Source organism: Aliiruegeria sabulilitoris (assembly GCF_001558155.1).
GTDB lineage: Bacteria > Pseudomonadota > Alphaproteobacteria > Rhodobacterales > Rhodobacteraceae > Tropicimonas > Tropicimonas sabulilitoris.
Genome location: NZ_LOAS01000040.1, coordinates 1 through 23,085 on the forward strand (window position 1 = coordinate 1; position 23,085 = coordinate 23,085).

Below are 23,085 nucleotides of genomic sequence, written 5' to 3' on the forward strand. Positions count from 1 at the left end.
TTGGGCAGACTCTACATTACGGTGAGGGACTTTCCGGGGGGCAGGTCATGGAGAACAGGGTTCTGCACGCGTACGTCCGATTGGCAGACCACTTTTCTCGCCAATGGCTTTTGGAACATGACGGTGCCAAATCAACGAAACGGTTTGGCCAGGTTTCCAGCTTCCGAAGGCTCTGTCGCCGTCTTGCAAGAGAATTAGACGCACTTGGCATAGGTGTAGCTGAAGCAGGGATCACGCCGAACTACGTTCTAATTCAAGACCGAGACTACCGAAGTGTCAAAACTGCCTGGGATCGGCTCCTGAAGCAAGAGAGGGCTGAGGACGAGCTTTGGCGATGGCAAGCCGAAAGTTGGACAGACTTCTGTGTGCTTGCGATCACGTTGAGTCTGCATTCCTTGGAAGGTAGCTCTCTCGTAGCTCAATCTCCAATCGTTTGGTTCGGAGAAGCGCGCTCTGGGCGGCATTTTGAACAGGACAATCCACTGGCGGTTTTTCACCTCGCACGTGAACAACTAATCGTTGAGGTCCAGTCGCGCCCAAAAGGAGTGTCTCGCCAGCAGTGGGCGGCGAAGGCGCATGTCTGGCTACGGATTACCGACTTGGAGGATCAGGAATCCAGAAGACGGATACCCGTATGGACGCCTCATAGTTTCACGCGGATGAACCCCGAGGGGGAAGCCCAATCAGCAGCGAGACTACTTTCTGTACTGCGCGGTCGAGTTTCCGGTGATTGGATGAGAGAAGGTCTCATTCTTATGCAAGCTCATGGTTCCGGCGAACAAGCGAGATGCAGCGAAGGTGGATGCAGCGTCGACGCAATAGCGATGGACCCGGTAGGAGCCCCTCTCAGTTTCGGTGTCGATGCTCTGGGCCGCTTTGTTCGCAGCTTCTTGCATGAGGTGAAGGCATGACCTCCAAGCTGCTTGGCTTCGACCTGAATGGTTGGCACGACCGTGTTGCTCGAAACTGGCTCGTCGACACCCGTGAAGGTGAGAGTTTCGGGGGCCCGCACGAGATATCTGGTGACATTGGCGGTGTAGTGATTGAGTTGGAGCACTCCTATCACTCAGCCGGACACGTGGGAGGCGTCCAGGCAGCGTTGGCGCCACACGGGCGTGGTGGTGGATGGGGGAGTGTGGGGCTGACCGGCAAGCGCCACGAAGTCGTTGATCTATTGAGGGAAGAATCGGGATCTGAAAACGAGCTTGCGGCGACACTGACGGCGATGGCGCCTGGTGGGGCGACACTTGGCGTTTGTGCAATAGACGACCTGCCTTCCTCTGATGAGGAACGGCAGGATTCATTGCTCGCTACTATGCGAGCCGCCCGTGTGAGGCGACCGCACCTGGTCTGGCGTCCCGTGTTAACCGCCCTTGCCGCGATCCGAAATGGGCTTGTTTCCGAAGTCTGCAATGTTGGGATCGTGTCACACTCGTCATCAGGGCTGATGACTCAGTTCTTGAAGGTTCGCGAGGATCAGGAGTTGACGCCTGAGAGAAGGCAGTTCGGACGACTCCACCGAACGGAGATCGGACTTGATAGCCTTCTTGAAGAAGCCCGTCGAGCAGTGGCGCCACAGTTCCAGGCGAAGCGAGCTGCAAAGTCTCTACAATCGGCCCGGATGCCATTGGGAATGGCACTGGGGTTCGATCCAGAACCCGAGGTGGCTCGCGCGGAGAACATGGATTGGTTTCTGGTCGTCCCTCCAACCGAACAGATTCAGATCCAAAAGGATGTTCCGCAGAGCGTTGTCGATCATATTTCCGACTGCGAGTTCATACTCTTTGATTCTCCAGTCGAAGGAGCCATCCGCAAGGCACTCGTTGAGAAACTACAAAAGGTCTTTGGAGATCGGGTACTAGACCCAAGTTCCGGAGCCGTTGCGTTGGGCGCCTTTGAGGCCGCCGAGAGGTTTGCACAAAACCGAGATGTCTTTTTCGATTTCCTACCACAGATCTCGACGATAGTTCAGGAAGGGGACGAAGCGATCAACTTTGACCTTATTCCGGAAGACGAAACATTGCGCGCTGGCGAAATCTACCGCAGCCGAAACCCAGCTACATTCGCGCTTCAAGCGGGCACAAGACAGCTATCGGTCTTTCTGAAAAAGGAGACGTCAGAGAACGCCCGAAAAGTCACTATCCCTATCGAAACACCCCCTGGTTCAAACATTCCAGTCAACCTTACTGTCGAACAGAGCCCTGCGGCGGGCCGCGCGCGTCTAACCCTGGTATCACCACAGCTATCTGCTCCGATATTCGTCGATTGGGACGGCGCAGTAGAGCAAGAAATGAGCTGGGACGAGATCATAAAGGAGATGCAGCCCGATCTTCCTACCGTGCCGAACCGGGTATACCTAAAGTCCGATCTGGAGCGCTGGATATCACAACAAGGAGCTCAACCATCCTATTTGCAGCTGCTTACTCGAAGCGCAAAATCCGGACACTATGACTGGGAAGTACTGGCGGACAAGGCGAGTGCTCGATTCGAAGGAGCCTACTCTGTCGATAGCGATGGTGCGATCCCTGATTCAGTGGATCTTGATGGCCGCCGCGCCTATGAGAACGCAATGATAGCTGCGTCGGCAGAGGTCAAACAGCGGATAGAAATCAGGCGTTCTCCTGACAATAAACCACTTAGATATCTGACGTGGCAGTTCAAAGGTTGCCCGACCGACATCGTGGACGAGATGATGGATGCACTCGACGATCCAAATCATGTGTTCCGTCGCCCAGGGTTCCCGACGCTCGGTCTTCAGGGGATAGGCCGGGCAGCCCAGACGCCAGCACAGTTTCGCCGGGCATTTGGATTCCTATGTCGTTTGCAACCACATAAATGGAACAAAAACCATGTTGCTTGCGCTGCGTTCATACTCAGCCGGAATGACGAAGCCCCAACGCAGCTACGTCGAACGGAAGTCGACACGATGGCAGAAGTAGCCGAACGGTTTTTGCGTGAAGCCATTCAAACCGGAATCGGAACGCGGTTCATTTATGCGCCATTCTTATTGGTTGGCTTGATACGCTACCGACTAAAAGAACCGCATGCGCTGGTGGCAGGCAAGGATCCCGTCGCTACTCGACTCGCAGAGGCGGCAGAAGACGTCGCGGAGCATTTTGATACTGGACTTCCATTGCACCAACAAAGGTATCTTAAAGTCGTCCGTCAGATGATTGATGAGCTTCGTGGCGAGGGATCAAACCCCGATCTGCTTCTTGACATTGCTCGAATGGAAGCCGGTGGGTGAACAGCTCTGAAAGTGAGATTGAAGAGTTCTTCGACAGAGCAGTGCGGCGGCATGGGATGGACGAAAACACCTCTAAAATGGTTCGCAGCGTTCTCCTGAAAGTGCAAGGGCAGAGAATGCTGAAAGTTCGATGCGTCGTCAGTCCAATCTTCGAGTTGGAGCGCATGTCCTCCAAGGCATCATTGTCTTCAGTGTAGGCAACGTCGAGTCGTGAATCCGGTTTGCCTGTGTCTCCTGGGGCGCCGAAGATCTCCAGATCAAGATCCTCGAACAGCGCAGTGCGCGCCAATCGACGCCTACAACCCGCCCATCAGTGCCTACGGCTTCTGCGGCTGGAAATACCGATGCTCCACTTCCGCATCCGACGTCCAGGACGGCTCCGCCGCGACCAATCTGGGCCAGACTTACGGAGCGCTTTCCAATGCGATCCCAGAACGAGAGCGGGCCAGAGTCAAAGAAATCGGCGGCAGAGTCGAATGCGGATCTGATCTCTTCTGACATTGACGCGACCCTCCTCACTGGCCCCCCGCTGGCCAATCGGTTTCCATGCGCCAGCAAGATCACGTGGATCATACCATGATGAGAAAACTTCGTTGCGGACAAAGCTTGTGACCTGTGAACCAAAGCAACGCCGATTGCACATCTCATGGGTTCAACGTCTTTCGGTCAGTCCCGTCCATTTACCCCGCAGCGGCAAGCTCACCGAGTTCGTCTCGGATCAGGAAGGAGAAGCGGGAGATTTGCTCTACGGCGCGTCTCTGTCGTTCGGCACGGCGTTTGTATCGCCGAGCGCGGTCACCATCCACACGTCCCGCGAGAACTCCTCGGACAGGCAGGCGATGCCGGTCACGAGGCCGTCGAGATCCGAGACGCCCATCGAGGTCTCCGGGGCGTCGTCGGAGGTCAGGTAGGCGCTGAGGTGTTCGACAGGGTCCGTGACGGGCGGCTATCAGCCGCTGGCAAACACCCCACCGGCAGCCGTGCTGTCCATCGACATCGGCAGCTCAGATGCTGCCTTGGCACGGATTTCGGCGATCCGCTCTTGAGCGGAGGTAGCAGCCGCCTCGTCGGAGTATTCGGTTACAACGGTGAAAGTGAGATCGCCGGTACGGATCATCTGCACCCGAGATGCACCAACGGACATGATGAGAGGGACAAACATGTCTCGCGCAATGGCCTCAAGCCCCTCATTCCATTCCGTCGCCGTCCAGTAAGAAATCGTCGCGTAAGCCATTGTTCACTCCCATTTGTCTGCAATCCAAGAAGCGTGGCACACAGGATAGCGCGAACAAAGCGTTTTCTGGTGATAGACCGCAGCGAGCGAAAGCCACGTTCGCCTTGACCGGGCTCTTCGGATCGGGTCGGGTCGGAGAAACCGCAAGAGATCGCTAAAGCCAGCATGTCCGCACTGACCCACAACGCCGTCCGAACCAGAGAACTCGTCGAGTTTCTTAGGGGTGAGGGCCATCCGGTTGGAAAACTCCTGTCCGATGCAGGTGTTCGGCCACAGCAGCTTGAAGGTGAAGAACCGTTTCTTCCCTTCGAGAAGATCGCGGAGATCTGGGAGATTGCTGCTGACATTATAGGTGACGACCTGATCGGGTTTCGCAAGGGACAGGTTCAGGACATGCGCCTCGGGGGATTGATGACCTATGTCGGGATGGCAGCGCCGACGCTGGGCGACCTGATCCGCAACCTCGCCCGATATCGGCGGGTGTTCAGTGATGCCATTGAGCTGGATGTTTCAGAACTGGACAGGGATGGCGTCCTGTCCTGGCATTTTCGGGTGCCAATCCTGACCAAGCATCGGCAGAACGTCGAATACAACGCTACCAGCCTGACAGCGGCGGCTCGGAAGCTGACTGGGCGCGACCTGCACCCGCTTAAAGTGACGTTCCTGCACCCTCGGAACGAACACGTCCGGGAGTTTGAACGGTTCTTTGGATGCCCCGTCAAGTTCGCGGCACAGCACAACTCGGTCCATTTCCGTTTGGAGGATCTTGAACTTCCGCTGCTGTCAGCAGACAGCCATCTGCACGGTATTCTTCAGCACTATTGCGAAGACATCCTGAGCCGGAAGCGCAACAGACCGTCCGAAGTGGTCTCTCAGGTCGAACGTTTGGTGATGGACCGGTTGACGACGGGCGCGGCGGTACAGGACACAGTGGCCCGCGAACTCGGCATGAGCAAACGGACACTTGCACGGCGGCTGGCCGATGAGGGGACAAGCTTTCAGGCCATCGTCGAGAAACTGCGACAGGCGCTTGCGCGGGACTACATTGCCGACAGCAACCTGTCTCTGACCGAAATCGCCTTCCTGCTGGGCTACCGTGACGCCAGTTCCTTTAGTACGGCATTTCGGCGATGGACCGGGAAATCCCCGCGCGAGATGCGGGCGGAGGTCAGTTGAACAACGTCGTTTCTTTGCCGCTAGACGAAAAGAAAGGTGTGCAAGGTTGCTTCCCACACCCCCATTGAGGGGTCCCACTCGGTCAACAACCCTGCACACCAGACGGACATGGTTTTGAATAACCCACGCCCAAATCGGCATCGACGCTTATCCCCTAGGCGAAGATACCAACCGAAAATCATTTGGTGCTGAAGACACGGAGGGAGATACTCCTTTTTCGGTGGTGCAGCAGTGGCGCTCTTGCGCGACACCAGCAGAGTTGCTGTGTCGCGTATGATCGGGACTATTGCCTGCCCTCAGAACGGGTACATGCAGCGGCATGGCACCTACACTGCTCTACGATCCCGATCAGGACATCGACCAGCTGGATTTCTGGCAGCTGCGTGGGCTGTACGCCCGGCTTGTGCTGTCAGGGCCGGCAACGCCGGGAGAACAGCGCCAATTGGCCGATGTCACCAGAAAGTTGGACAAGCTCTACGGCCCCGACTGGCGATCCGGGCGTGAACCAACGTTTCACTAAGCAGATTGCCGTTCCTGATCTGATCCGCATTCGTTACGAAAGCGCACAAATGGTTAGCGGACAGCTGTGAAGACTACGACAGACCGGCAGCGCTGAGTATCTTCCGTGCAAGTTCGCTTGTCGCATCCAGCACCCTTGTCGGCATCAGCAGTGTGCCATTCTCTCGCACGGTCCGGATCACGGGTGCGCTTTGCTCCGAAGAGACAAGGTATTGATCCGGTGACTGGCCAGAAGCGTCCGCAACCTCGACAAGGCACAGGTTCCCGCTGCGACGCTTCACAACCAAGGCGCCGGGAGCCGCACCATCGGCTTGGGATCGCGACGTCTCAAATTCCACTGAGGTCATGCCGCCTGCAATCCGCTTGGCGCGATCATGCCCGATTGCACGGCCCGGATTGCGGCAACGGTTCGGTCGGTTGTTCCAAGGCGTTCAAAGATCCGCCGCAGGTGCGTATCCACCGTGTGCGGTGAGATGCCGAGAATGCTGGCGATGACCGAGTTTGATTTGCCAAGCGCGACCCACGACAAGATTTCCCGCTGACGGGCGCTGAGATCCTCAGTCACGGATGCCTGGTTGGCGGGCTGCTCCGGCGGTTGCAGCGCATCGGTCGCGGCTGCGAGAGCATGTGCAATCCGTTGCGCGACCTGCCGATCCAGCTGCACTGGTCGAATGGATGATGATCCGAATGGCCGGGCGTTGCCAGCGTTCGCTTTAACACCCAACGAACGCAGCTCTTTGCCGAGGTCATCGAGTTCGAGAAGCAGATCGTTCGAGGTCATCACGTATCTCCAAGGGCAGATCCGAGCTGAGTGAGGTCTCAGCCGGTTGACCCTGAGATGGCATGTGCTGAGGTCGCCGACTTTGTAGAACGTGCCAAGTTGATTGGAGAGATGGTCAATCGATTTTGCACAAACTCCTATGGCCTGAGCCCGTCAGGCACGCGAGTGACATCCCCAGATCTCGCACGAACGCCCTGCACATAGTGCAGGGCGTTCGCAACTTGATTGGACCTTTGATCCCTTAGTGCCGTCGCAACCCTACTCTTGCAGAGCGCCTTCTACTTCATTCAAGCGTGCATCAAATGCTCCTGGCGCCAGATCCCTTATCGCCGCGCGGACGGACCTCTGAACTTGCTGGTGGACAGCACAGGGATCAAGTTTCTGGGTGACGGCGAGTGGCAGGTTCGCAAGCACGGCACCAGTCGCAGACGTCAATGGCGCAAGGTTCATCTGGCCATGGACACCACTACATCCGACATCAGAGCCGTGGAGTTCACCCCAAGCCGGGACGGCGACAGCCCTGTCTTGCCAGACCTGCTGGAACAGATCCCCGAGGACGAACAGATCGGCACCGTGACGGCTGACGGGGCCTACGATACCCGCAGGTGCCACACCGCAATCATTGCTCGAGACGCTGAAGCAATCATCCCGGTGCGCCGTAACGGGCGATTGTGGAAAGAGGACGTTCCTGCCGCAAGGGCTCGCAACGAGATCTTGCGGGCCTAGCAACGCTTCGGGAGGACGCTCTGGAAACGATGGAGCGGCTACCACGCCCGAAGCCGTGTCGAGGCCAAGATGCGATGCCTCAAATCATTCGGGGAACGCATCATGGCGAGAGACCCCGACAGACAGACCGCCGAAATCCACATCCGCATCGCCCTTATGAACCGCTTCTCAGCTCTCGGCACGGCTGAGATCGTTTGTGATGGATGAACACGTCGGGGAAAGGGGAAGTTCGCCCTCAGGCCGATTTGTGCAACAACGCCCTTCGGATACCGGGATGTCTGGATCCGCGCCTATGTCGACCGGGTAATGATCGGATGGGCTCGGTTCATCAGCATGAAAGATGGCGTCGAGAAAGACCGGCTTCGCGAGGCAATGCTGGAATACTGCAAGCTCGACACCTACGCGATGGTAAGGATCTTCGAGGAGATCGAACGGTTGTGAAACAAAAACCGTGGCGCGACTTCGCGACGTGCCAACGTGCATTGCGTTGGGTAATGCCTCCCTGCGTGATGAGCGACCGGTCCAACTGTCAGGTCCGGGTCAAGCATCTACAAGACAGGGGAAGCGTGCGATGTTCGACGATAGGTTTCAGGCAATTCTGGAAGACCACGACGCCCACGGCGGCGACAATGGCTGCGACGTCACCGTGATCTGGGCCGATGGTCTACCGCGCCCAGACGTTGAGAAACGCATCGACGCAGAGCTTCGTTCTCTTCCGGGGTTGGGTGACGCCTCTCATATCGGCTTCCATTTCCTTGAACTCGAAGACGGAACAGGTGTTCTGGTGACTGGCAGCGATATGCCGGGGTTCGTGACTGCGGAATGCAATGCAGAGGTGCCGCAGTTTGATCTGGACGCTCTGCTGTCAGACGCGGACGCGGAACTCTAAGCAATTTATCAATCTCAATCCCAATCGGTTCGTGCAAGCTGCGCGAGTATCTCCGAATCCGCTGAGAGCAGGACAAGGATGAGGTGGTGCGCGGAGACGAAAGCCGCCTTTTCCAACATTTCGATAAACTTGGACTCGGTCTTCATGATGTGTTCGGCGCAGAGCTTTCTTGTGGAAGCGATGGGCCCGATAGTGATCTCGTCCCAGTTTCGCTCGAAGGAGCCCACGAGCTGATTGCAGCCACCGTTTCCGGAGAGGCGACCGTCAGATCCGAACCTGACGGTCCACTCGCCATCGACGGAGCCTTTGTCAGTTCGGGTCGCACGCCATTCTGAACCGGGCAGGTTCGCTAGAACGTCGCCCGCCCGAAATCCGTCGGTGTGAGTGCCTTCGGTCAGATATCGCGATGGCACCCAGCCAACCTCGCGGTCATATCCAACGAGGCACCATACCTTGGATTGATTGGCTTCCCGTGCCTCTTCGGATGCATCCAGCCATTCCTCGAAGGTCAGACCACCAATACATCCCAGGTTCGCAACGCCATCAGCGTCGTGCGGCAGTTCACCGATCTTCGGGTAATGCGCAGAGGGACCAGGACGCATGTTCAGCGTGTCGTCCGGCGCTACATCAATGACACTGAAGTAGTCTGGACCGTCTGCATCGGCTCTGACCCGGTCGGAGACAGCCGTCAGGAGTGGAACCAACAACAGGAGTAAAACGGTCAATCTGTTCATCAGCCACTCCCTCCTTAAGCCTCGGCTGTAGGGCTCCTGCACGGCCTCGATCAACGGCCCCGCCCTGCCAACTATGATTTATTGCCGATTTGGAGCAGAATGGCGATCATCTGATGAAGCTGCCGCTGGATGTCTCTTCGAGACATCCTCCGGTGTCACTTCTCGAATGTCAGCGCGCGGCTTGGTTGGAAAGATCGACCCGAGTGCCGTGCGGTTCGCCGGTGTTTCGAGCTTTGAACGTTCTCTTGAAGGCTTCGCTTTGCTTCTCCGGCTGTCAAAAACAAAGTACGCAATGATCGCCGCGATTCCGACGACTGCGATATTCCATTCCATATCGTTCTCCTGATGGTCGTTGGTCCGTCACAACCGTCAGCAATAGCGCTCCGGACCCTCCCACTGCGATTGGGTGTAACGTTCGAGGATGGGTCTGGAACCGCGCGGCAAGATGATTGTCGGATGCGCTGACCCGGAGGCCGTGAAGGGCGGGCGCATGACGAAGTAGGCTTGCGGGATAAGTCACCGAATGGACGGGATCGATGCAAGCGCTATCTTGCCAAAGACGACATGGAATTCCAATTTCCGGGGCCTGAAGCGATGCTGCAAGACAAAAGGAAAGACCTGGACTCGGAGCGGCAGAAGAGGCTGCTCGGTCGAATGGTTGCCGAGCTTAGCGGATCCAGCCCCGATTTTTACTATCGACCAACCACTGAAATCGCACTGGAACTCATGAACTACATCGCCGATGGCAAAGATCTCAACGCCGAGGAACGCACATTGCTAGGACGACTCAACCGGCGCGACATCCAGGTTCTTCTGAGTATGAACTAGCATCAGGCTGAGACACCAAGTTTTCGAAAATGCCTTGAACCACAGCGCACCAACAAACGTTGCGCGCTTATTGGGTTCCAAAAACAGTTCATCGTCGATGCCGACGTAACCGAGGCAAGGGAATGGATCAACTCAGCCTGACCGGAGTTCATTCCGAAAAAAAACGGCGACACCAGGGAGGAGGGTGTCGCCGTTTGTTCCGGAAACCCAGGGAGGAGGAGGGGATTCGGAATGGTAAAACTGTTAGTGAATGCGGGCTGCCGCTTCACGGGCCACGTCGCGGATTTCCAGACTGCTGAGGTTGATATCGGCCAGTTCCCGTTCAGACATGATCGACAGTTCGTCATAGGTCCGGCGGTAGGCGCGAGCGCGTTCCATCCGAAGCTTGGCGGAATCGATCAAGGATCTGAACCAGCTGGTGTTGACGCTGAAGTCGGCGCGGGGGGTGGCAGAAACATAGGCCATTTTCGATATCCTCAAATTGTCCGGAGCCCTCTCCGGCTTGGCGGCTGAAAGCGCTTTGGGTTTCTGTGTTAGCGCTCTCGTTGGTCATAGATTTAAGCTTGGCGACATTCTGAACAACCAATGAAATGTTCAGATCCGTTATGCGTTCCATGCACGAAGCATTGCCGCTGTCGTGCAGCCGCGCGGATTCCCGATCATGACGCGATCCGTCAGGTTGTTTTCCGAACGATCAGGGGTTGTCATCAGACGGTAGCTGGCCAGACTTGCCGCGCGCGAGCTGCCAAGAGTGCCCATGATCATCCTCAACACGATCCCCGACGACAGCCCCGTCTTGATCCATTCTCCGCTTCTTCGTGGCGCGGAGGCAGTCTTCGAATATGTCGAGGGCAACGGTTCTATCGGGCTTACCAAATCCAAGGCATTCAAGCGGGACTTTGTTGCCTGGGCCGTTAAGCGGATTGATTGGCCACGATACACCGAGGCGGATCTCTATGCTGTCAACAAGGTACTAAACGAGTTTGATGTTCCACCCCTCGAGCTTCTCCATTTCCTGTTCCTCGAGCTCAGACTTGCGCGCCACTTCAAGGGGGAGTTTCGTTTGACCAAGGCGGGACGGAACCTGTCGTGCTCACGCGGAAAGCTCTTCGGCGTGCTGACGCCATTCTTTCTCTTCCATGTCGATCACTCCTGGACGGATAGGTTTGGAGACAGGCCTTTCGGGACGTGGGAGATATGGATGAACGTGATCAATGTCGAAGCTACGCGGGTCGTTTCGGGGCGAGAGCTTTTTGAGGTCTTTTATGGCGAGCACACTGGCAAAGATATTGATGCGGTTCGTGCCGAAGGAGCGTTCTTCACTGGCGTGCTTCGTCCTCTCAACTGGAGCGGCCTCCTGGCACAAGTTGAAAGCGGCTCAGCCGGTCGCTGGCGCGACGTGCATTTCGTGAAGACACCACTTTGGCACTCAGCTCTAGCATTGGACACCGATCCAGAGGTCGCGAGTCAACCACACCACTGAGGGGACGGGTTGCTATTGTTCGTGAATCCGAGAGCGTCATTAGCGCCGAAAGCTCTACGCCTATTGATTGGCAAGTGTGGCTTCTCAGCTCTCCGCAAAGTGATCGACGTCCATTGATTCCCGTGAATGCGTGACTTTGAACGGGCGACTCTCGCACCCATATCCACGCTGATCCTGCTGCCACAGAGATCGACGTTGTTCAGAACCAAAGACGCGGAATGCAGATAATGTTGAAAATCTACTGGCATGACGGGCATTGCCGCCCCCACTACGACGAGCTCATAAAGCATGAGATCGCGTCTTTCACGTATCTGGATCGCCCAGCCGACCTGATGATGCACTTCATCGACATCGGATGCGGTCTGTGGATTCACCTTTCCGGCGGCGCAGAAGAAAACCTGATCCACGCCGAGTTGACCGAAGAAGGCCCCGCTCGGTCAGAGACGACAATCGCGCTCGCGGCCTGATCGTTGGCGATCTGTTCTCACAGGCACTGTACGCTCCTTGTCATACTTCGGTAGGATTGATCGACCGCCCGTGCAGAACGAAGCTGGCCAAAGCCTTCAACGCCAAGATCGCAGAGATTTTTCGACGGCCGGAATGGTCCTTAAATCCAACCCCGAAGCCGGTCAGATTCAAGAGAGTTGGATCATGGGATATGTGAGGACCGCCATTCTCATGGCGGCGATCACAGCCCTTTTCATGGGGACCGGCTATCTCAACCCATGAGCCGGTAGCTGGATTTTGGCGCAGCGGCAGTTGCGAGAAGGCGTCGTCTTGGTCGTTGATCCTATCGTGTAGGATTCTCTGTTCGTAGGAAGAAGGCAGCGAGGACACCAGCAGCGGCACCGAAGAAGTGGGATTCCCAACTGACACCGGATTGACCCGGCAATACCCCCCAGATCATCGCCCCATATGCCAGAGCAACGCCCACCGTGACCATGAGTGGAGCCAGACGTTTCTCTACTATCCCCCGCGCCAGCAAAAAGCCGAACCAACCGAATATCAGGCCCGAGGCACCAATGTGGATCGCTGAACTGCCTAAAAGCCATACGCCGAGTCCACCAAGTCCGACGATGGCAACAGAGGCCGTCAGCACCACCTTCTGGGCCGAAACTGCCAGAAGACTGCCCAAGATAATCAAGGGCACCGTATTCGCTGCGGCATGACCCAAAGACCCATGAAGTACGGGCATGAAAAGGATACCATCCAGGCCACCCAAGGAACGCGGTCGCAATCCCAAGATTCCGTTAAGAGCGTAGCCCGTTAGCAGATTCACGACTTCTACCGCCCAGATTACGATCAGCAAGATTACAAGCCACCGAAACCGTTCCAAGCCTACCCCGTTCCTGCCATTCTCACGCCCGAACACTGTATCAAACCGACACTGACTGCGTCGAAACGGATAGTGCCATCACAGCCCTACTTTTGCATAGCTTCTTCGACTTCCTTCACGCGTGCATCAAATGCTCCTGGCGCCGTCTTCAAGAAGTTCAGCACAAGCGCAAGTTGGGACTTGGTCTCGTCGGGCAAGGCACTGCTGGCCATCGCCTCGTTGGCCTTGTCGAAGTCGATGCCTTCCTCGGTCAGGATACCAGTCGCTTTCCACTCCGACATCATCTTGTCCAAAGCTACTTGTGCTTCGCTCGATGAACTCGAGATCCGTTCGGACAGATCGGCGCTGGCGGCTTCGAGTTGACTGGCAATCTCTTCTGCCGACTTGCTCAAGTCCTCCGCCAGTGCACCAGTCGCCTCGTTAGCGGCGTCCTTGAGAGCATCGACGGCATCTTTGGCGGCGTCTCCGGCCTGCTGCGCGGCTTCTTCAAGCCGTTCTTCAGGTGTCGGCTCCGGCTGGTTCATGAAGAAAAACACGGCAAACACGATTGCCCCGCCGATGATCGCTCCGATCAAGACTTTCATTGATTTCACCCCTTTGTTCGATGTTTATGCCCCAAACTGATCTCGGCGCTCAAGCGATGGTTGCATCACAAATGGTCTCCCCGAGTGAAAGCGAGCGTTCATGTTCGGTGATGTGTTCTCGCGGTGGCGGCAATGTGCTTATACCTCCGGTCGGTGCGAACCCCATCTGCTCGTACAATTGAATCGCCGCACTGTTCTGGTCAGCGACATGCAGAGCGACTTCGGAAAAACCGTTGGAGCGCGCCCAGTCCACGACGGCTCGGACAAGTCCCAGGGCCACTCCATTGCGCCGGTTGCCCGGAGCAACCCACATCCCATAAAGACCAGCAGTTCCCGGATTATCACGCCGTCCCGCGCCGGTTACCATTCCGACATCGGCATCGTCCTCGACCGCAATGAATGTCGTCGATCCACTGGATAATCGCTTGCGCCAATCAGCTTCCGCAAACGCGGCCTCCTCCGCAAACGTTCGAGCGAAGGCATCCGGCGCATCAGCCAGTGCCCGGAGCCGAATGCTTCGGACACGCTGCCAATCGTCCTCGGTAGGGCGATCTACTCTCATGGTCACTGTCCGCTCCTGGTCATTTTCGACGAGGTTTGATCGACCTTCCGTACAGGACATTGAGTTCCAGGGAGGTAACTTCGGCTCGCGCAGCCCAATCCATCGTTCGAGACCTCACCCGTTCGAACTCACCTGCCGTCATCTCTTCCATGACACCCCTTAATCCGGATCCCATGACGATATCCCACCAATCAGTCGGTTTTGCGATGGTGTGGGAACCTGGTTCATCGACGATTATTGCGCCTTCAGTTCCGCCATCCCGAAACAATGTCCTCAAGTCATCCGGACTGGAGATGCGATCCCCAGGAGACGGCTCTGAGAGCAGATCAGGACGTTCGTCTTTCACGATGGTCGACCATGCTGACATAGCGGGTTCGAGCACGTTCTGCCCCCAGCAAGTAACCGCAAGTATGCCTCCCGGTCTAAGCAGCGACCAGAGTTTGCGGATCTGCGCATCCATATCCTCTACGAAGAAGATCGACAGGGAGCTGACGACAGCGTCAAAGGAGCGTCTCGGATAGTCGAGCGTAGTCATATCCCGGCACACGAACTCAAGATTCCGCAGACCGTTCATTGCAGCCTTTTCTCGCCCGAGTGTCAGGAGTTGCTCAGACAGATCGACAGCGACAACCCGTCCAGAAGGGCCGACGGCCTTTGCGGCTGGAATTGCCGATGCCCCACTTCCGCACCCTACATCCAGAATCTTTCCACCGAGGTTCAGCTTGGCCAACTCGATGGTGCGCTTCCCTATGTGATCCCAGAACGAGAGGGGGGCTGCCTGAAAGCGATCAGCGGCGGCGTTAAATGCAGATGCGATCTCTTCTGATATTGGCCCGTCCCTTGTCATTGTGATCGCCTCCTATACAGCTCCGGGCTTTTCCACTTCGTAGAGTTGGTCACTTGTGCCTTCGCACGTCGTAAAATCCAGGGGCGATGGCATTGCCATGCGGGTCAGGGGAAGCTCCGAACCTGCGACACCGCCTCCTCACCAAGGTCCAGGAAGTATCCATGAAGATCCGCGAGCCTGTCGATAAAGCGATCCTTGCTCACACCGACGATCTTTTCGACGATTGGTTCGAAACCCGGATCACGCAACAGCGGAAGCCATGGGCCGAAGGCGCCAAGGCCGAGCATCAGCGATGTTGACGCGGTGAACCCAAGGCGCGCATCTGATCGCGGGCCTTGCCAGCCTGCTTCCCTCAACCCGGTGACATAGCCATCGAAGACGCTTTGCTCGAGATGGCGAGCGTCTTCCAGCTCAACTTCCATGAACTGAAGGCTGACACCTATCGTCGCCGCCAGTTCCTCCCCGAGGACGCCAGGCCCGGTAAATGCCCAGTCAATTGCCACGACGTCCGAGCCAGAATCGTCATCCGGGGGCATCATCAGGTTTCGTCTGAAGGCGTCGTGGTGGCACAGGCAGCTCGGCAACTCTTGCATCACGTCCAACAAGCGGTCGGCATCAGACCAAAGAGCCCGCGTTCGTTCGAGGTTTGATCCGCGCAACCAGCGAGCCAGAACAGGATCGTCCCGGAGATCTCCTAACGAGTCCAGGATCGGGCGCGATTCATCGACCCAGCAAATAGCGCGGCTCGGCACCATCCAAGAGTGGTTCACAACGAGCCTGCTGTCCAAGTGGGTTCCATTGAACAAACCCAATGCCCTGCCTGCACGTGTGTAGGTGTCCAGGGTCCATTCGTTCGCACCATTGTAAACGGTCTCCATGTAAATCACAGCGCTCGTCGGACTCCGAAAGGTAACGCCATAGCACCGAGGAGCGGCCAATCCGGCATCCAATTGCCCGAGGAGGCCGCTTTCGAATGCCAGCGGTTCGCGCTTCCAGTAGAGTCAGGATTTTGGGTCTGCGCCTTGGGAGAATTCGTTGCATGTCTTGGAGACAATACTGAACTCAACGTCACCATCTTGTGTGCCTGCTAGGCCGGAGTGATGATTGACGCCGTCTCCACCGGTCATCGCATCCGCAAAACCGTCCTCGTATCCCGATGTCTTGATTGAAAGGATCTGAGCCGAGGCATCGCCGACCAGTGATCGCACCGCACTGAGCAGGCCGTCAGCATCTTGGTCCATCGGCCTTGTCCTTTCGTAGCAATTTTCGGTTGGTATCTCCAAGACAGACAGTAGCACGGCAGAACCGGTTTTGCCGTACCTCATGCCCTGATGTTTCAGGGATGCCTCTGGCTTGCAGCTCTATCCGTTTAGTTCCATCACGTTCGCTCGCGCATGTCGGCAAAACGCGCCGCGCCGTTTTTCGACCAATCTGAGTTCAGACGGAGCGGTCAACTGCCAGCCACAACTTCGGGTTGCTCTTGCGTCCTGCCGTGGCCTAGTGTCGGCCACCTCGTGAAAGGACTATCCAATGGCTGTCGGCTCGTTTCCTGCTCACGTCGCTTTCGCACAGGGGATGCGCCTCAATCGTCTCATCTCTGCTGTTCTCAAGCACGACGACTTGTCTATTCGGGTCGGTGGGGGAGAGGGAAACGAAACAACCAGCGATTGGACTCGCGACCGCGCTGAAATCCAATCCGCCACTGCAAAGACCGATCCCACATATTACGTTGTGGGCCGCAACGGTGAGGAGGTCGGGCGCGTTGTGTTAACGTTCGGCGCGGACGACGATGCGGTGTCTGATTGGTCCTGGGCTGATGGTTCTGAAGGTGCCGAAGCGCTGATGAACCAACTCGTTGAGGTTTAAGTCAAAATTCCAGACCCTTGGTCGAAAAGGTCGACGTGAATCATCCGGTGGTTACGCGACGTGTCTCGGGCTAGGAATGGCCGCTCGATGTGTCGAAATCGACTACACGGACTGCTATTTTCGACACTTTTGCGGGACGTTGTTCCCGATATGCGTTCCCTGCACGACGCTTTGCCGCTAGCCTGCACAGTGCGTCAAACCGAGGGCGTGCCTTTCACCAAAGAGCGGGACCTTGCAAGAAACAGAAATTGTCGTCGTTGGGGCTGGAATCGCGGGCCTCACCGCCACCTTATGCCTGCAACGCGCAGGAAAGCGCGTCGCCCTTCTTGAAGGCGCTGATAGATCTGGCGGTCGCGTTCGTTCGATTAACGGGGGTTTGGACGGAACCGCGCGTTTCGACACTGGACCGGCCTGGGTTTGGCCGAGATGGCAACCGCATGTTCAGCGCTGGCTTGAAGATTTGTCCATCCGACCTTTTGCGCAATTTGAAGGCGGCGAGGCCGTCCTTGATGGTTTCGGACCGCAAGTGATACGGCAACATCTTCCGGGACAGGACGGCATTTCTCGATTGTCCGGAGGTCCGTCCGCAATCGTCGAGGGCCTCGAAGACAGGATCCGACCAGAAACGATCAAGTTCAACGCACAGGTCCTTGCTATCGACACAGTGGATGATGGCTTGTGCGTTCAGATGCGCGGAGGAGATCAGATCCATTGCGCGAAAGTCGTTCTAGCAACGCCTCTCAGAATCATTGCGGAGCAAATCCGGATCAACGCAATCGAACCGGAACTGCGCAACCTTATGCAACGAACCCCAACCTGGATGGCGCAGCAAGCCAAGGCCGTGATCCTCTACCAGGCGCCCTTCTGGCGGGAGCGGGGGCTTTCAGGCCGGGTGGCCAGCCGGACAGGACCTCTGGTCGAGATACATGACCATTCTCCTGAGGATGCGAAGTCGGGTGCGTTGTTCGGTTTCGTGGGATGGCCACACGAGGATCGTCGGCGAGATCCCGGTGCGCTTCGTACAGCCATCGGCGAGCAATTGGTTCGCTGTTTTGGCTCCGAGGCAGCACATCCTCAGGACGTGATCTTGCAGGACTGGGCGACAGAGTCACTGATTTGTAGCAAGATTGATCTGGATGAGCCTCCCGAACACCCCGACATCGGACCCGAGCTGCTGCGGCGAGGTTACCTTTCGGACCGCCTTTGGTTTGTCGCCTCTGAGACGGCAAGTATCAGTCCTGGATTGATCGAGGGAGCACTCGTCGCGGGCGAGACGACAGCGATGCGACTTCTCGAGTCCTGCCAGACCGACAATTGTCTACCCGCACCGTCTAGTGTTGGGTGACAATGCGTTCGATCCTAGAGCGATCCTTTCTCAGATGACGGGCCAAGTGGTCAGATCGGACTACTATGCATGTCAGAAGAAGGACAAGGTCTCGGATAATGATACGGAACAGCATGTTCGCGATAGTTGTTGTGCTTGGCGCGACTGTCGCATCGAGTGACACGGCTATGACTGAACAAACGAAGACAGCGCCTGAGCTTTCCTGGACCTACGTGGCCGACAACGTCATGGGTGGAGTATCCGAGGGAAAATCCAGCTTCGGTAGTGAGGATGGCTAGGATTTCGTTCGCCTTACAGGTGAGGTCAGCACAAAAAAAACGAGGCGGTTTCATCCAGGTCCGCACCACGGTCGATACCCTCGGGACGGAACATTCTGCTCTACTCGCCCGCTGATCCTATCGTGCCTCATCATCCGTGCGCAGGAAGAAGGCGGCTAGAGTACCGGCGGCGGCACCGAACAAATGGGACTCCCAACTGATCCCGGTTTGGCTTGGCAACACTCCCCAGATCATTGCTCCGTATGCCAGGGCTACACCAACTGAGACGATGAGCGGGACCAGACGTTTCTCCACCAGGCCGCGCGCCAACAGGAAACCGAACCAGCCAAAGATCAGTCCCGAGGCTCCCACGTAGATCGCCGCATTGCCGAACAGCCATACGCCAAGCCCGCCGAGTCCGACAATGATAGCAGAAGCCGCTGGCACTACCTGTCGTGCCGAAACCGTTAGAAGACCGCCAAGAACGGCCAGGGGCACCGTGTTTGCTGCGGCATGGACCAAAGACCCATGAAGCATGGGCATGAACAGGATACCATCCAGCCCGCCCAGAGAACGGGGCCGTAGGCCAAAAAAGACATTGAGTGCCTAGCCGGTGAGCAGGTTCACTGCTTGCACGACCCAGATCACGCCCAGCAGGACCACAAGCCACCGAAATCGTTCCAAGACCAACACACTTCCCGCCGCCATTCTTCCACGAACACAGTAGCACCCCAGACCTAGATCGCTGGCTCAATGCTCAACTGGATTCCTCCAAGATCGCGGAATGCACGCTGCCGACAGGAGAACACGATGACCTGGAAGTCCAGCGCCTGCCGATTAAGAGTATCGAACATCGTCTCGATACGTTCATCGTCGGTGTAAACGATGGCGTCATCAAGAATGACCGGAGCTGGCCTGCCGTCCTTCGCCAGCATCTGCGCAAACGCCAAGCGGACCAGAAGCGCAATCTGTTCACGGGTGCCTCCTGACAGTACGTCGAAATCTTCCTCTGTGCCGCGCCGCACGAGCTTGGTGGGCATCACGGTTTCCGCGTCGATCTGAAGTTCGGCCTCCGGCCAGAGCAAGTCGATCAGCGGTCGCAGCTCGATCAGAACCGGCTCGACGTAGCGTTCACGTGCCTCTTCCCGAGCCGCATCCAGGGCATCGAGGAGTTTGCCGAGAACCGCGACTTCGGTTTCGATGGACGTCAGCGTCGAGCGCGCCTGGTCACGTTTCTCCTCAACGTCGGCAAGCTCCTCTTCGACCGCATCCGAAGCCGTTGCCCGTATGCGCGTGTCCAGTTCGGCCAATCGAACGCGTATGTCTTCGACCCTGATGCGCGCGTTTTCGATAGCGGTCTTCGCCCGGTCGCGCGTGATCTTCAGGGCCGCTGCGTCAGGCGCGTCGGCCTCCAGAGCAACGCGATCATCGATAGCTTTTTTCAGATCATCACGAATGCCTGCCAGTTCGCCTTCTAGGGTCTCGGCTTCTTTTTCCGGATCGGATATGCCCTCCAAATTCCGAATGGCGCGAGCGTGCCGTTCACTTGCCGCTGAAAGCTCCGCTGAAACGCGTGTCACCTCGCGGTGCGCAAAGTCCTTTTCTGTGCGTGCCTTTTCCAGTCCGACATTCACATCTGACAGCGCTTCGATGGCCTTGGCTTCAGCCGCTTCAGCCTCGCCAACAGCCGGCAGATCTTCGTCACTCTCGGCAGGTTCCGGAATGGCCGCGATCCGTGCCTGAAGCGTCTCGATACCATCCGGCGCAGCCGCCTTCAGGTTGGCACTGGCGTTGCGAGCACGATCCTCCGCCTCGACACGGGATTGGACCGCCTCGTCCAGCGATGCGCGATCAGAGAACCCTGCCGCTTCGAGCGCTTCAGACAGGGCAGTTTCCGCTCTGCTTACTGTATCCGAGGAGGATCCAGAGCCGGGTTGGACCAACATACGGCCAATTCCGTCGAGTTCCAGGTCCGCGCCATCCGGCAAGGCGACTCGGGTGGCCTCTTTCAGTATCTCACCACCTCTCCGAACGCGACCACCGCCGAAATACGATATTGTAATGGATGGAGCCGACGCCTCAACGCCGATGCGCGCGATCTCCACAGCTTGCGCGAGTTTCGTGATCCGTCCGACGATCCTTTCGTCTGGTCCGAGCGCGACGTCCGCATTTGCCTTTTCAAGGTCGGTGCGTGCAGCTTCCGCCGCTGAAAGGTTTTTCAGAAGCTCGGTTCGGCGCGTCTGTGAGGTCGCGGCCAGCTCTGCACGTGTTGAAGCCTTCAAAACCGCGCGCGCGGCTTCTGCGGCTTCTTCAGCAACCTTTTGTGCCTTGATTGCGTCTGCGAATGCGGTTTCGGCAGCTGCCAATCTTTCATTGGCCGGTTCTGCCGATTGTTGGGTCGATTGCAAAGCTCCTTCAGCAAGGTCGCGTTCGGAGATGGCCTTGGTCAGCCGATCAAGCCGTTCTTCGGCTCCTTCCACCTGGGCTCTGGTCCGCGCTTCCGTTTCCTGCGCACCATGCAGTTTTCCCGCTGCACGTTGGGCATCGGCCAGTGCTGACTCCGCCTCCTTCAGGGTTGCGGCCCGACGCAACTTCTCTTCAGGGTCTTCTATCTCGTCGAGTTCGCGATGCAGTCGTCGTCGCTCTCCGAGATCATTGCCGAGGTCGCTGACAGCGGATTGCAAGGCTGCATGACGCTGATCGAGGTCTTGGAGTTCTTCCTGCGCTCGCGCCAGATCGCCATCCTTTTTGGGACGTCCTGTGCTCGTGAGGTAGCGAGAGATTGAAGCCTTCACGCTGGCGCGGATTGTATCCATCCTGCGCCCACCGGTCATGGCCTCAACCTCGCCCGTGACGGACGACAGCAGATCCCGGCGCACGTTCTGCTCGTCTCCCTTTTCCTCCAGACCGACCAGACCCTGCCGGACCCACAGGAGGCCTGCCGGACCGCCCGACTTTGGGGCTTTCAGAATGTCTGTGAGCAGTGCCTCGGCCTGATCCTCCTGGCCTATAAGCACGTCGTCCTTCCAGAGTTTGACTTCCTTGCGACTGGCGGTTCGGCTCCAGCGCTTGAGCAGTTTCCAGCGGCCCGCCGTCGTCGAGAATGAAATCGTCACCTCCGGATCTCCGCCAGGGTGCGGGATCAGGGAGGCGACGTCGGCACGCATGGATTTCCGATCAAGGAAGAACGCCGCGTGCAGCGCATCGAAAATCGTGGACTTGCCGTGCTCGTTGTGTGCTGACAGTACGTTGAGGCCGGGGCCAATGCCCTTGATCTCCACCGGATCGGTGAAACGGCGAACGTTTTCCAGGCGGATCGAATGGATCTGCATCACACGTCCTCCTGGGCAAGGGTCCAAAGCCGGTCGAGAGCTCTTGCTGCAATCTGTCGATCTCTCTCGCTGGCAGCCTCATCCTCCGCTTCCTTTAGCAGAAGGTCCGCAGCGCTTCGTAAGGCGCCACCCGATGCAATGGCGTCGAGATCACCTGCCTCGACTTCGGTTGACAGATCATCTGTGAGCAAGCGGAGCAGGCCGAAGCTGTCGGCGACCGTGTTGCCTGCGGTGATCAGTTCGCCCTTCTCGGGCAGGCGAAGCGTTCCATTTGCCCTGATTGTCAGAAGTACATCTCGCCGCCGGACAACGTCGGCTGGAACGTGAGTGGACAAGAGGGCGCCGACATCGGCATCCGGGGTCAGGTTCAGGTCCACATCCTGCCAGTCAAAGCGTCCGGTCTCGACGGTTTCGACTTGGGGCGATCCACCATCCAGCGTCACCACAAGGCATGACCCTGGTCCGTTGTGCTTGAACCGATCCCGTTCAGGTGTTCCCGAATAGTATGTTCGGGGATCAACCGTCAGAGCCCCGTGCCAATCGCCCAGAGCGAGATAGTCCAGCCCGGCGGTGGCCGCACGATTTGGGGGAATTATGTCCCGAGTATCCGCATCCTCGTGGAAGCTCTGCACGCGCCCATGTGCCAATCCAATTCTGAGTGCACCCTCCGGAGTTGCCGCGCCGGGTATCCAATCCGTCAGATCGCGACCCGGAAAACGATGTGGAAGCGGTGCTGGCAGCAGGAAGACCTGATGCGCGATTTCGACCGGCTCTGGTTTGGTCAATACCCGGACGTTCGAAGGTGCATCTTCTTCGACCCGTTCCCACAGGGTTTCAGCGGCAGCGCTGTCATGGTTGCCGGGAATGATCCACCAAGTTAGCTCTGGGTCTGCTCCCATTGCCGCCAAAGCCTGAACGCGAACATTGTCTGAGGGGGTTTCAGTGTCGAATGTGTCGCCCGCTACGAGGACGTGTCTCGCATCATCTGCCCGTGCAACGTCCGCAATCCGCGCGATTGCTTCGTGCCTTGCCTCGACCAGTCGGCTTCGGATCGTGTCAGGCATGGTGCCAAACCGTTTGCCGAGATGGAGGTCAGATGTATGAACGAAACGTATGCTCGGCATCTTGGATGGTCTCACACTTGATTGGGCGACTTCGGCCTGTCTGTTTTGAAATTGGGTAGCAGAGCTATCTATTGCTCCTCCGCGCCTTCTGAGAAGAAGGCTACGCTAATTCTGGAGGCTATGTCAGGCATGTGACCGACAGATAGCCGATCCGCCTCTGTCATCACTTCAAGCAAGTGACCTGCCCCCCGTTGGTCCCTCAGTCATAACGAGAG

Annotated in this window: 25 protein-coding genes and 3 pseudogenes; 12 read left to right on the top strand and 16 right to left on the bottom strand. The window is 57.3% G+C overall.

From position 1 onward, the window contains the following. Positions 1–911, top strand: a pseudogene (locus tag AX756_RS26495) (hypothetical protein); the annotation flags it as partial. Then, positions 908–3,247 carry a hypothetical protein gene (locus tag AX756_RS22530; protein ID WP_068317483.1) on the top strand — a complete coding sequence of 780 codons (2,340 nt, stop codon included), beginning with the start codon at positions 908–910 and terminating at the stop codon, positions 3,245–3,247. The pseudogene AX756_RS26495 and the gene AX756_RS22530, both read left to right, overlap by 4 nt. A 138-nt stretch (positions 3,248–3,385) precedes the next feature. On the opposite strand, the gene AX756_RS26910 is transcribed toward AX756_RS22530, so the two are convergent. The 3 genes and pseudogenes from AX756_RS26910 to AX756_RS22540 form a co-directional block, all read right to left on the bottom strand. Then, the gene (locus tag AX756_RS26910; protein ID WP_156461628.1) at positions 3,386–3,895 is read right to left on the bottom strand and encodes a methyltransferase domain-containing protein; all 510 of its coding nucleotides are present in this window, start codon (positions 3,893–3,895) and stop codon (positions 3,386–3,388) included. Positions 3,896–3,992: 97 nt separating this feature from the next. Continuing rightward, a pseudogene (locus tag AX756_RS25275) lies at positions 3,993–4,160 on the bottom strand (UPF0149 family protein); the annotation flags it as partial. 36 nt (positions 4,161–4,196) lie between these two features. Continuing rightward, positions 4,197–4,481, bottom strand: a complete 285-nt coding sequence (locus AX756_RS22540) for a hypothetical protein (protein ID WP_068317488.1) — start codon at positions 4,479–4,481, stop codon at positions 4,197–4,199. Between the two features lie 165 nt (positions 4,482–4,646). On the opposite strand from AX756_RS22540, the gene AX756_RS22545 reads away from it, so the two are divergent. Continuing rightward, positions 4,647–5,657, top strand: coding sequence for an AraC family transcriptional regulator (locus tag AX756_RS22545; protein WP_068317491.1), 1,011 nt, complete (start codon positions 4,647–4,649; stop codon positions 5,655–5,657). A gap of 319 nt (positions 5,658–5,976) precedes the next feature. Continuing rightward, positions 5,977–6,177: a hypothetical protein gene (locus tag AX756_RS22550; protein ID WP_068317495.1), complete on the top strand. Its 201-nt coding sequence runs from the start codon at positions 5,977–5,979 to the stop codon at positions 6,175–6,177. A 342-nt stretch (positions 6,178–6,519) separates the two neighbouring features. Here AX756_RS22550 and AX756_RS22560 read toward each other — a convergent pair whose 3' ends face one another. After that, the gene (locus AX756_RS22560) at positions 6,520–6,957 is read right to left on the bottom strand and encodes a response regulator transcription factor (protein WP_068317501.1); all 438 of its coding nucleotides are present in this window, start codon (positions 6,955–6,957) and stop codon (positions 6,520–6,522) included. Between the two features lie 315 nt (positions 6,958–7,272). On the opposite strand from AX756_RS22560, the pseudogene AX756_RS25280 reads away from it, so the two are divergent. From AX756_RS25280 to AX756_RS22570, 3 genes and pseudogenes are all read left to right on the top strand, one after another. After that, positions 7,273–7,890, top strand: a pseudogene (locus tag AX756_RS25280) (IS5 family transposase); the annotation flags it as partial. Between the two features lie 99 nt (positions 7,891–7,989). Then, positions 7,990–8,124: a hypothetical protein gene (locus AX756_RS26690; RefSeq protein WP_269432975.1), complete on the top strand. Its 135-nt coding sequence runs from the start codon at positions 7,990–7,992 to the stop codon at positions 8,122–8,124. 130 nt (positions 8,125–8,254) lie between these two features. Beyond that, entirely contained in the window at positions 8,255–8,572 is a 318-nt protein-coding gene (locus tag AX756_RS22570; RefSeq protein ID WP_068317503.1) for a hypothetical protein, read from the top strand. Positions 8,573–8,586: 14 nt separating this feature from the next. Here AX756_RS22570 and AX756_RS22575 read toward each other — a convergent pair whose 3' ends face one another. Both AX756_RS22575 and AX756_RS25845 read right to left on the bottom strand, forming a co-directional pair. Beyond that, positions 8,587–9,306 (bottom strand): META domain-containing protein, encoded by a 720-nt coding sequence (locus AX756_RS22575; protein ID WP_068317506.1) that lies wholly within the window; start codon positions 9,304–9,306, stop codon positions 8,587–8,589. A gap of 78 nt (positions 9,307–9,384) precedes the next feature. Next, complete coding sequence (locus AX756_RS25845) at positions 9,385–9,639, bottom strand: hypothetical protein (protein ID WP_156461629.1); 255 nt, start codon at positions 9,637–9,639, stop codon at positions 9,385–9,387. 231 nt (positions 9,640–9,870) lie between these two features. Here AX756_RS25845 and AX756_RS22585 point away from each other — a divergent pair, with 231 nt between their 5' ends. After that, complete coding sequence (locus AX756_RS22585) at positions 9,871–10,134, top strand: hypothetical protein (RefSeq protein WP_231701151.1); 264 nt, start codon at positions 9,871–9,873, stop codon at positions 10,132–10,134. A 243-nt stretch (positions 10,135–10,377) separates the two neighbouring features. Here the strand turns inward: AX756_RS22585 and AX756_RS22590 are convergent, their stop codons facing one another. Next, the gene (locus AX756_RS22590) at positions 10,378–10,599 is read right to left on the bottom strand and encodes a DUF1127 domain-containing protein (protein ID WP_068317512.1); all 222 of its coding nucleotides are present in this window, start codon (positions 10,597–10,599) and stop codon (positions 10,378–10,380) included. Positions 10,600–10,891: 292 nt separating this feature from the next. Here AX756_RS22590 and AX756_RS22595 point away from each other — a divergent pair, with 292 nt between their 5' ends. Then, complete coding sequence (locus AX756_RS22595; protein WP_068317515.1) at positions 10,892–11,617, top strand: hypothetical protein; 726 nt, start codon at positions 10,892–10,894, stop codon at positions 11,615–11,617. 227 nt (positions 11,618–11,844) lie between these two features. Further along, positions 11,845–12,084 (top strand): hypothetical protein, encoded by a 240-nt coding sequence (locus tag AX756_RS22600; protein ID WP_156461630.1) that lies wholly within the window; start codon positions 11,845–11,847, stop codon positions 12,082–12,084. Positions 12,085–12,407: 323 nt separating this feature from the next. Here the strand turns inward: AX756_RS22600 and AX756_RS22605 are convergent, their stop codons facing one another. The 6 genes from AX756_RS22605 to AX756_RS22630 all read right to left on the bottom strand — a co-directional run bounded on the left by AX756_RS22605 (position 12,408) and on the right by AX756_RS22630 (position 16,187). Then, on the bottom strand, positions 12,408–12,926 hold the full coding sequence (locus AX756_RS22605) for a rhomboid family intramembrane serine protease (protein WP_231701152.1): 519 nt from the start codon (positions 12,924–12,926) through the stop codon (positions 12,408–12,410). A 113-nt stretch (positions 12,927–13,039) separates the two neighbouring features. Further along, the gene (locus tag AX756_RS22610) at positions 13,040–13,537 is read right to left on the bottom strand and encodes a hypothetical protein (RefSeq protein ID WP_068317523.1); all 498 of its coding nucleotides are present in this window, start codon (positions 13,535–13,537) and stop codon (positions 13,040–13,042) included. A gap of 49 nt (positions 13,538–13,586) precedes the next feature. Then, entirely contained in the window at positions 13,587–14,099 is a 513-nt protein-coding gene (locus AX756_RS22615) for a GNAT family N-acetyltransferase (protein WP_068317526.1), read from the bottom strand. A gap of 19 nt (positions 14,100–14,118) precedes the next feature. Then, positions 14,119–14,946, bottom strand: coding sequence for a class I SAM-dependent methyltransferase (locus AX756_RS22620; RefSeq protein ID WP_068317529.1), 828 nt, complete (start codon positions 14,944–14,946; stop codon positions 14,119–14,121). 104 nt (positions 14,947–15,050) lie between these two features. Further along, complete coding sequence (locus AX756_RS22625; RefSeq protein ID WP_068317535.1) at positions 15,051–15,824, bottom strand: phosphotransferase; 774 nt, start codon at positions 15,822–15,824, stop codon at positions 15,051–15,053. 123 nt (positions 15,825–15,947) lie between these two features. Beyond that, the gene (locus tag AX756_RS22630) at positions 15,948–16,187 is read right to left on the bottom strand and encodes a hypothetical protein (protein ID WP_068317539.1); all 240 of its coding nucleotides are present in this window, start codon (positions 16,185–16,187) and stop codon (positions 15,948–15,950) included. Positions 16,188–16,476: 289 nt separating this feature from the next. On the opposite strand from AX756_RS22630, the gene AX756_RS22635 reads away from it, so the two are divergent. Both AX756_RS22635 and AX756_RS25285 read left to right on the top strand, forming a co-directional pair. After that, positions 16,477–16,812 (top strand): hypothetical protein, encoded by a 336-nt coding sequence (locus AX756_RS22635; protein ID WP_068317541.1) that lies wholly within the window; start codon positions 16,477–16,479, stop codon positions 16,810–16,812. 232 nt (positions 16,813–17,044) lie between these two features. Next, on the top strand, positions 17,045–18,157 hold the full coding sequence (locus AX756_RS25285; protein ID WP_082739306.1) for a flavin monoamine oxidase family protein: 1,113 nt from the start codon (positions 17,045–17,047) through the stop codon (positions 18,155–18,157). 395 nt (positions 18,158–18,552) lie between these two features. Here the strand turns inward: AX756_RS25285 and AX756_RS22655 are convergent, their stop codons facing one another. From AX756_RS22655 to AX756_RS22665, 3 genes are all read right to left on the bottom strand, one after another. Continuing rightward, complete coding sequence (locus AX756_RS22655) at positions 18,553–18,957, bottom strand: rhomboid family intramembrane serine protease (RefSeq protein WP_231701153.1); 405 nt, start codon at positions 18,955–18,957, stop codon at positions 18,553–18,555. Between the two features lie 194 nt (positions 18,958–19,151). Further along, positions 19,152–21,746 (bottom strand): AAA family ATPase, encoded by a 2,595-nt coding sequence (locus AX756_RS22660; protein WP_068317553.1) that lies wholly within the window; start codon positions 21,744–21,746, stop codon positions 19,152–19,154. Then, the gene (locus AX756_RS22665) at positions 21,746–22,870 is read right to left on the bottom strand and encodes a metallophosphoesterase family protein (protein ID WP_068317555.1); all 1,125 of its coding nucleotides are present in this window, start codon (positions 22,868–22,870) and stop codon (positions 21,746–21,748) included. Before AX756_RS22665 ends, AX756_RS22660 begins: the two co-directional genes overlap by 1 nt. Positions 22,871–23,085 lie beyond the last annotated feature (215 nt).

Excerpts from the sequence above, each read along its gene's own strand:
- AX756_RS22530 (WP_068317483.1), top strand. The coding sequence starts at position 908 with ATGACCTCCAAGCTGCTTGGCTTCGACCTGAATGGTTGGCACGACCGT.
- AX756_RS22600 (WP_156461630.1), top strand. The coding sequence starts at position 11,845 with ATGTTGAAAATCTACTGGCATGACGGGCATTGCCGCCCCCACTACGAC.
- AX756_RS22550 (WP_068317495.1), top strand. The coding sequence starts at position 5,977 with ATGGCACCTACACTGCTCTACGATCCCGATCAGGACATCGACCAGCTG.
- AX756_RS22590 (WP_068317512.1), bottom strand. The coding sequence starts at position 10,599 with ATGGCCTATGTTTCTGCCACCCCCCGCGCCGACTTCAGCGTCAACACC.
- AX756_RS22660 (WP_068317553.1), bottom strand. The coding sequence starts at position 21,746 with ATGCAGATCCATTCGATCCGCCTGGAAAACGTTCGCCGTTTCACCGAT.
- AX756_RS22615 (WP_068317526.1), bottom strand. The coding sequence starts at position 14,099 with ATGAGAGTAGATCGCCCTACCGAGGACGATTGGCAGCGTGTCCGAAGC.
- AX756_RS22635 (WP_068317541.1), top strand. The coding sequence starts at position 16,477 with ATGGCTGTCGGCTCGTTTCCTGCTCACGTCGCTTTCGCACAGGGGATG.
- AX756_RS25845 (WP_156461629.1), bottom strand. The coding sequence starts at position 9,639 with ATGGAATGGAATATCGCAGTCGTCGGAATCGCGGCGATCATTGCGTAC.
- AX756_RS22540 (WP_068317488.1), bottom strand. The coding sequence starts at position 4,481 with ATGGCTTACGCGACGATTTCTTACTGGACGGCGACGGAATGGAATGAG.
- AX756_RS22655 (WP_231701153.1), bottom strand. The coding sequence starts at position 18,957 with ATGCCCATGCTTCATGGGTCTTTGGTCCATGCCGCAGCAAACACGGTG.
- AX756_RS26910 (WP_156461628.1), bottom strand. The coding sequence starts at position 3,895 with ATGAGATGTGCAATCGGCGTTGCTTTGGTTCACAGGTCACAAGCTTTG.
- AX756_RS22570 (WP_068317503.1), top strand. The coding sequence starts at position 8,255 with ATGTTCGACGATAGGTTTCAGGCAATTCTGGAAGACCACGACGCCCAC.
- AX756_RS22560 (WP_068317501.1), bottom strand. The coding sequence starts at position 6,957 with ATGACCTCGAACGATCTGCTTCTCGAACTCGATGACCTCGGCAAAGAG.
- AX756_RS22625 (WP_068317535.1), bottom strand. The coding sequence starts at position 15,824 with ATGGAGACCGTTTACAATGGTGCGAACGAATGGACCCTGGACACCTAC.
- AX756_RS22620 (WP_068317529.1), bottom strand. The coding sequence starts at position 14,946 with ATGACAAGGGACGGGCCAATATCAGAAGAGATCGCATCTGCATTTAAC.
- AX756_RS22630 (WP_068317539.1), bottom strand. The coding sequence starts at position 16,187 with ATGGACCAAGATGCTGACGGCCTGCTCAGTGCGGTGCGATCACTGGTC.
- AX756_RS22665 (WP_068317555.1), bottom strand. The coding sequence starts at position 22,870 with ATGCCGAGCATACGTTTCGTTCATACATCTGACCTCCATCTCGGCAAA.
- AX756_RS22545 (WP_068317491.1), top strand. The coding sequence starts at position 4,647 with ATGTCCGCACTGACCCACAACGCCGTCCGAACCAGAGAACTCGTCGAG.
- AX756_RS26690 (WP_269432975.1), top strand. The coding sequence starts at position 7,990 with ATGATCGGATGGGCTCGGTTCATCAGCATGAAAGATGGCGTCGAGAAA.
- AX756_RS22595 (WP_068317515.1), top strand. The coding sequence starts at position 10,892 with ATGATCATCCTCAACACGATCCCCGACGACAGCCCCGTCTTGATCCAT.
- AX756_RS22610 (WP_068317523.1), bottom strand. The coding sequence starts at position 13,537 with ATGAAAGTCTTGATCGGAGCGATCATCGGCGGGGCAATCGTGTTTGCC.
- AX756_RS22575 (WP_068317506.1), bottom strand. The coding sequence starts at position 9,306 with ATGAACAGATTGACCGTTTTACTCCTGTTGTTGGTTCCACTCCTGACG.
- AX756_RS22585 (WP_231701151.1), top strand. The coding sequence starts at position 9,871 with ATGGAATTCCAATTTCCGGGGCCTGAAGCGATGCTGCAAGACAAAAGG.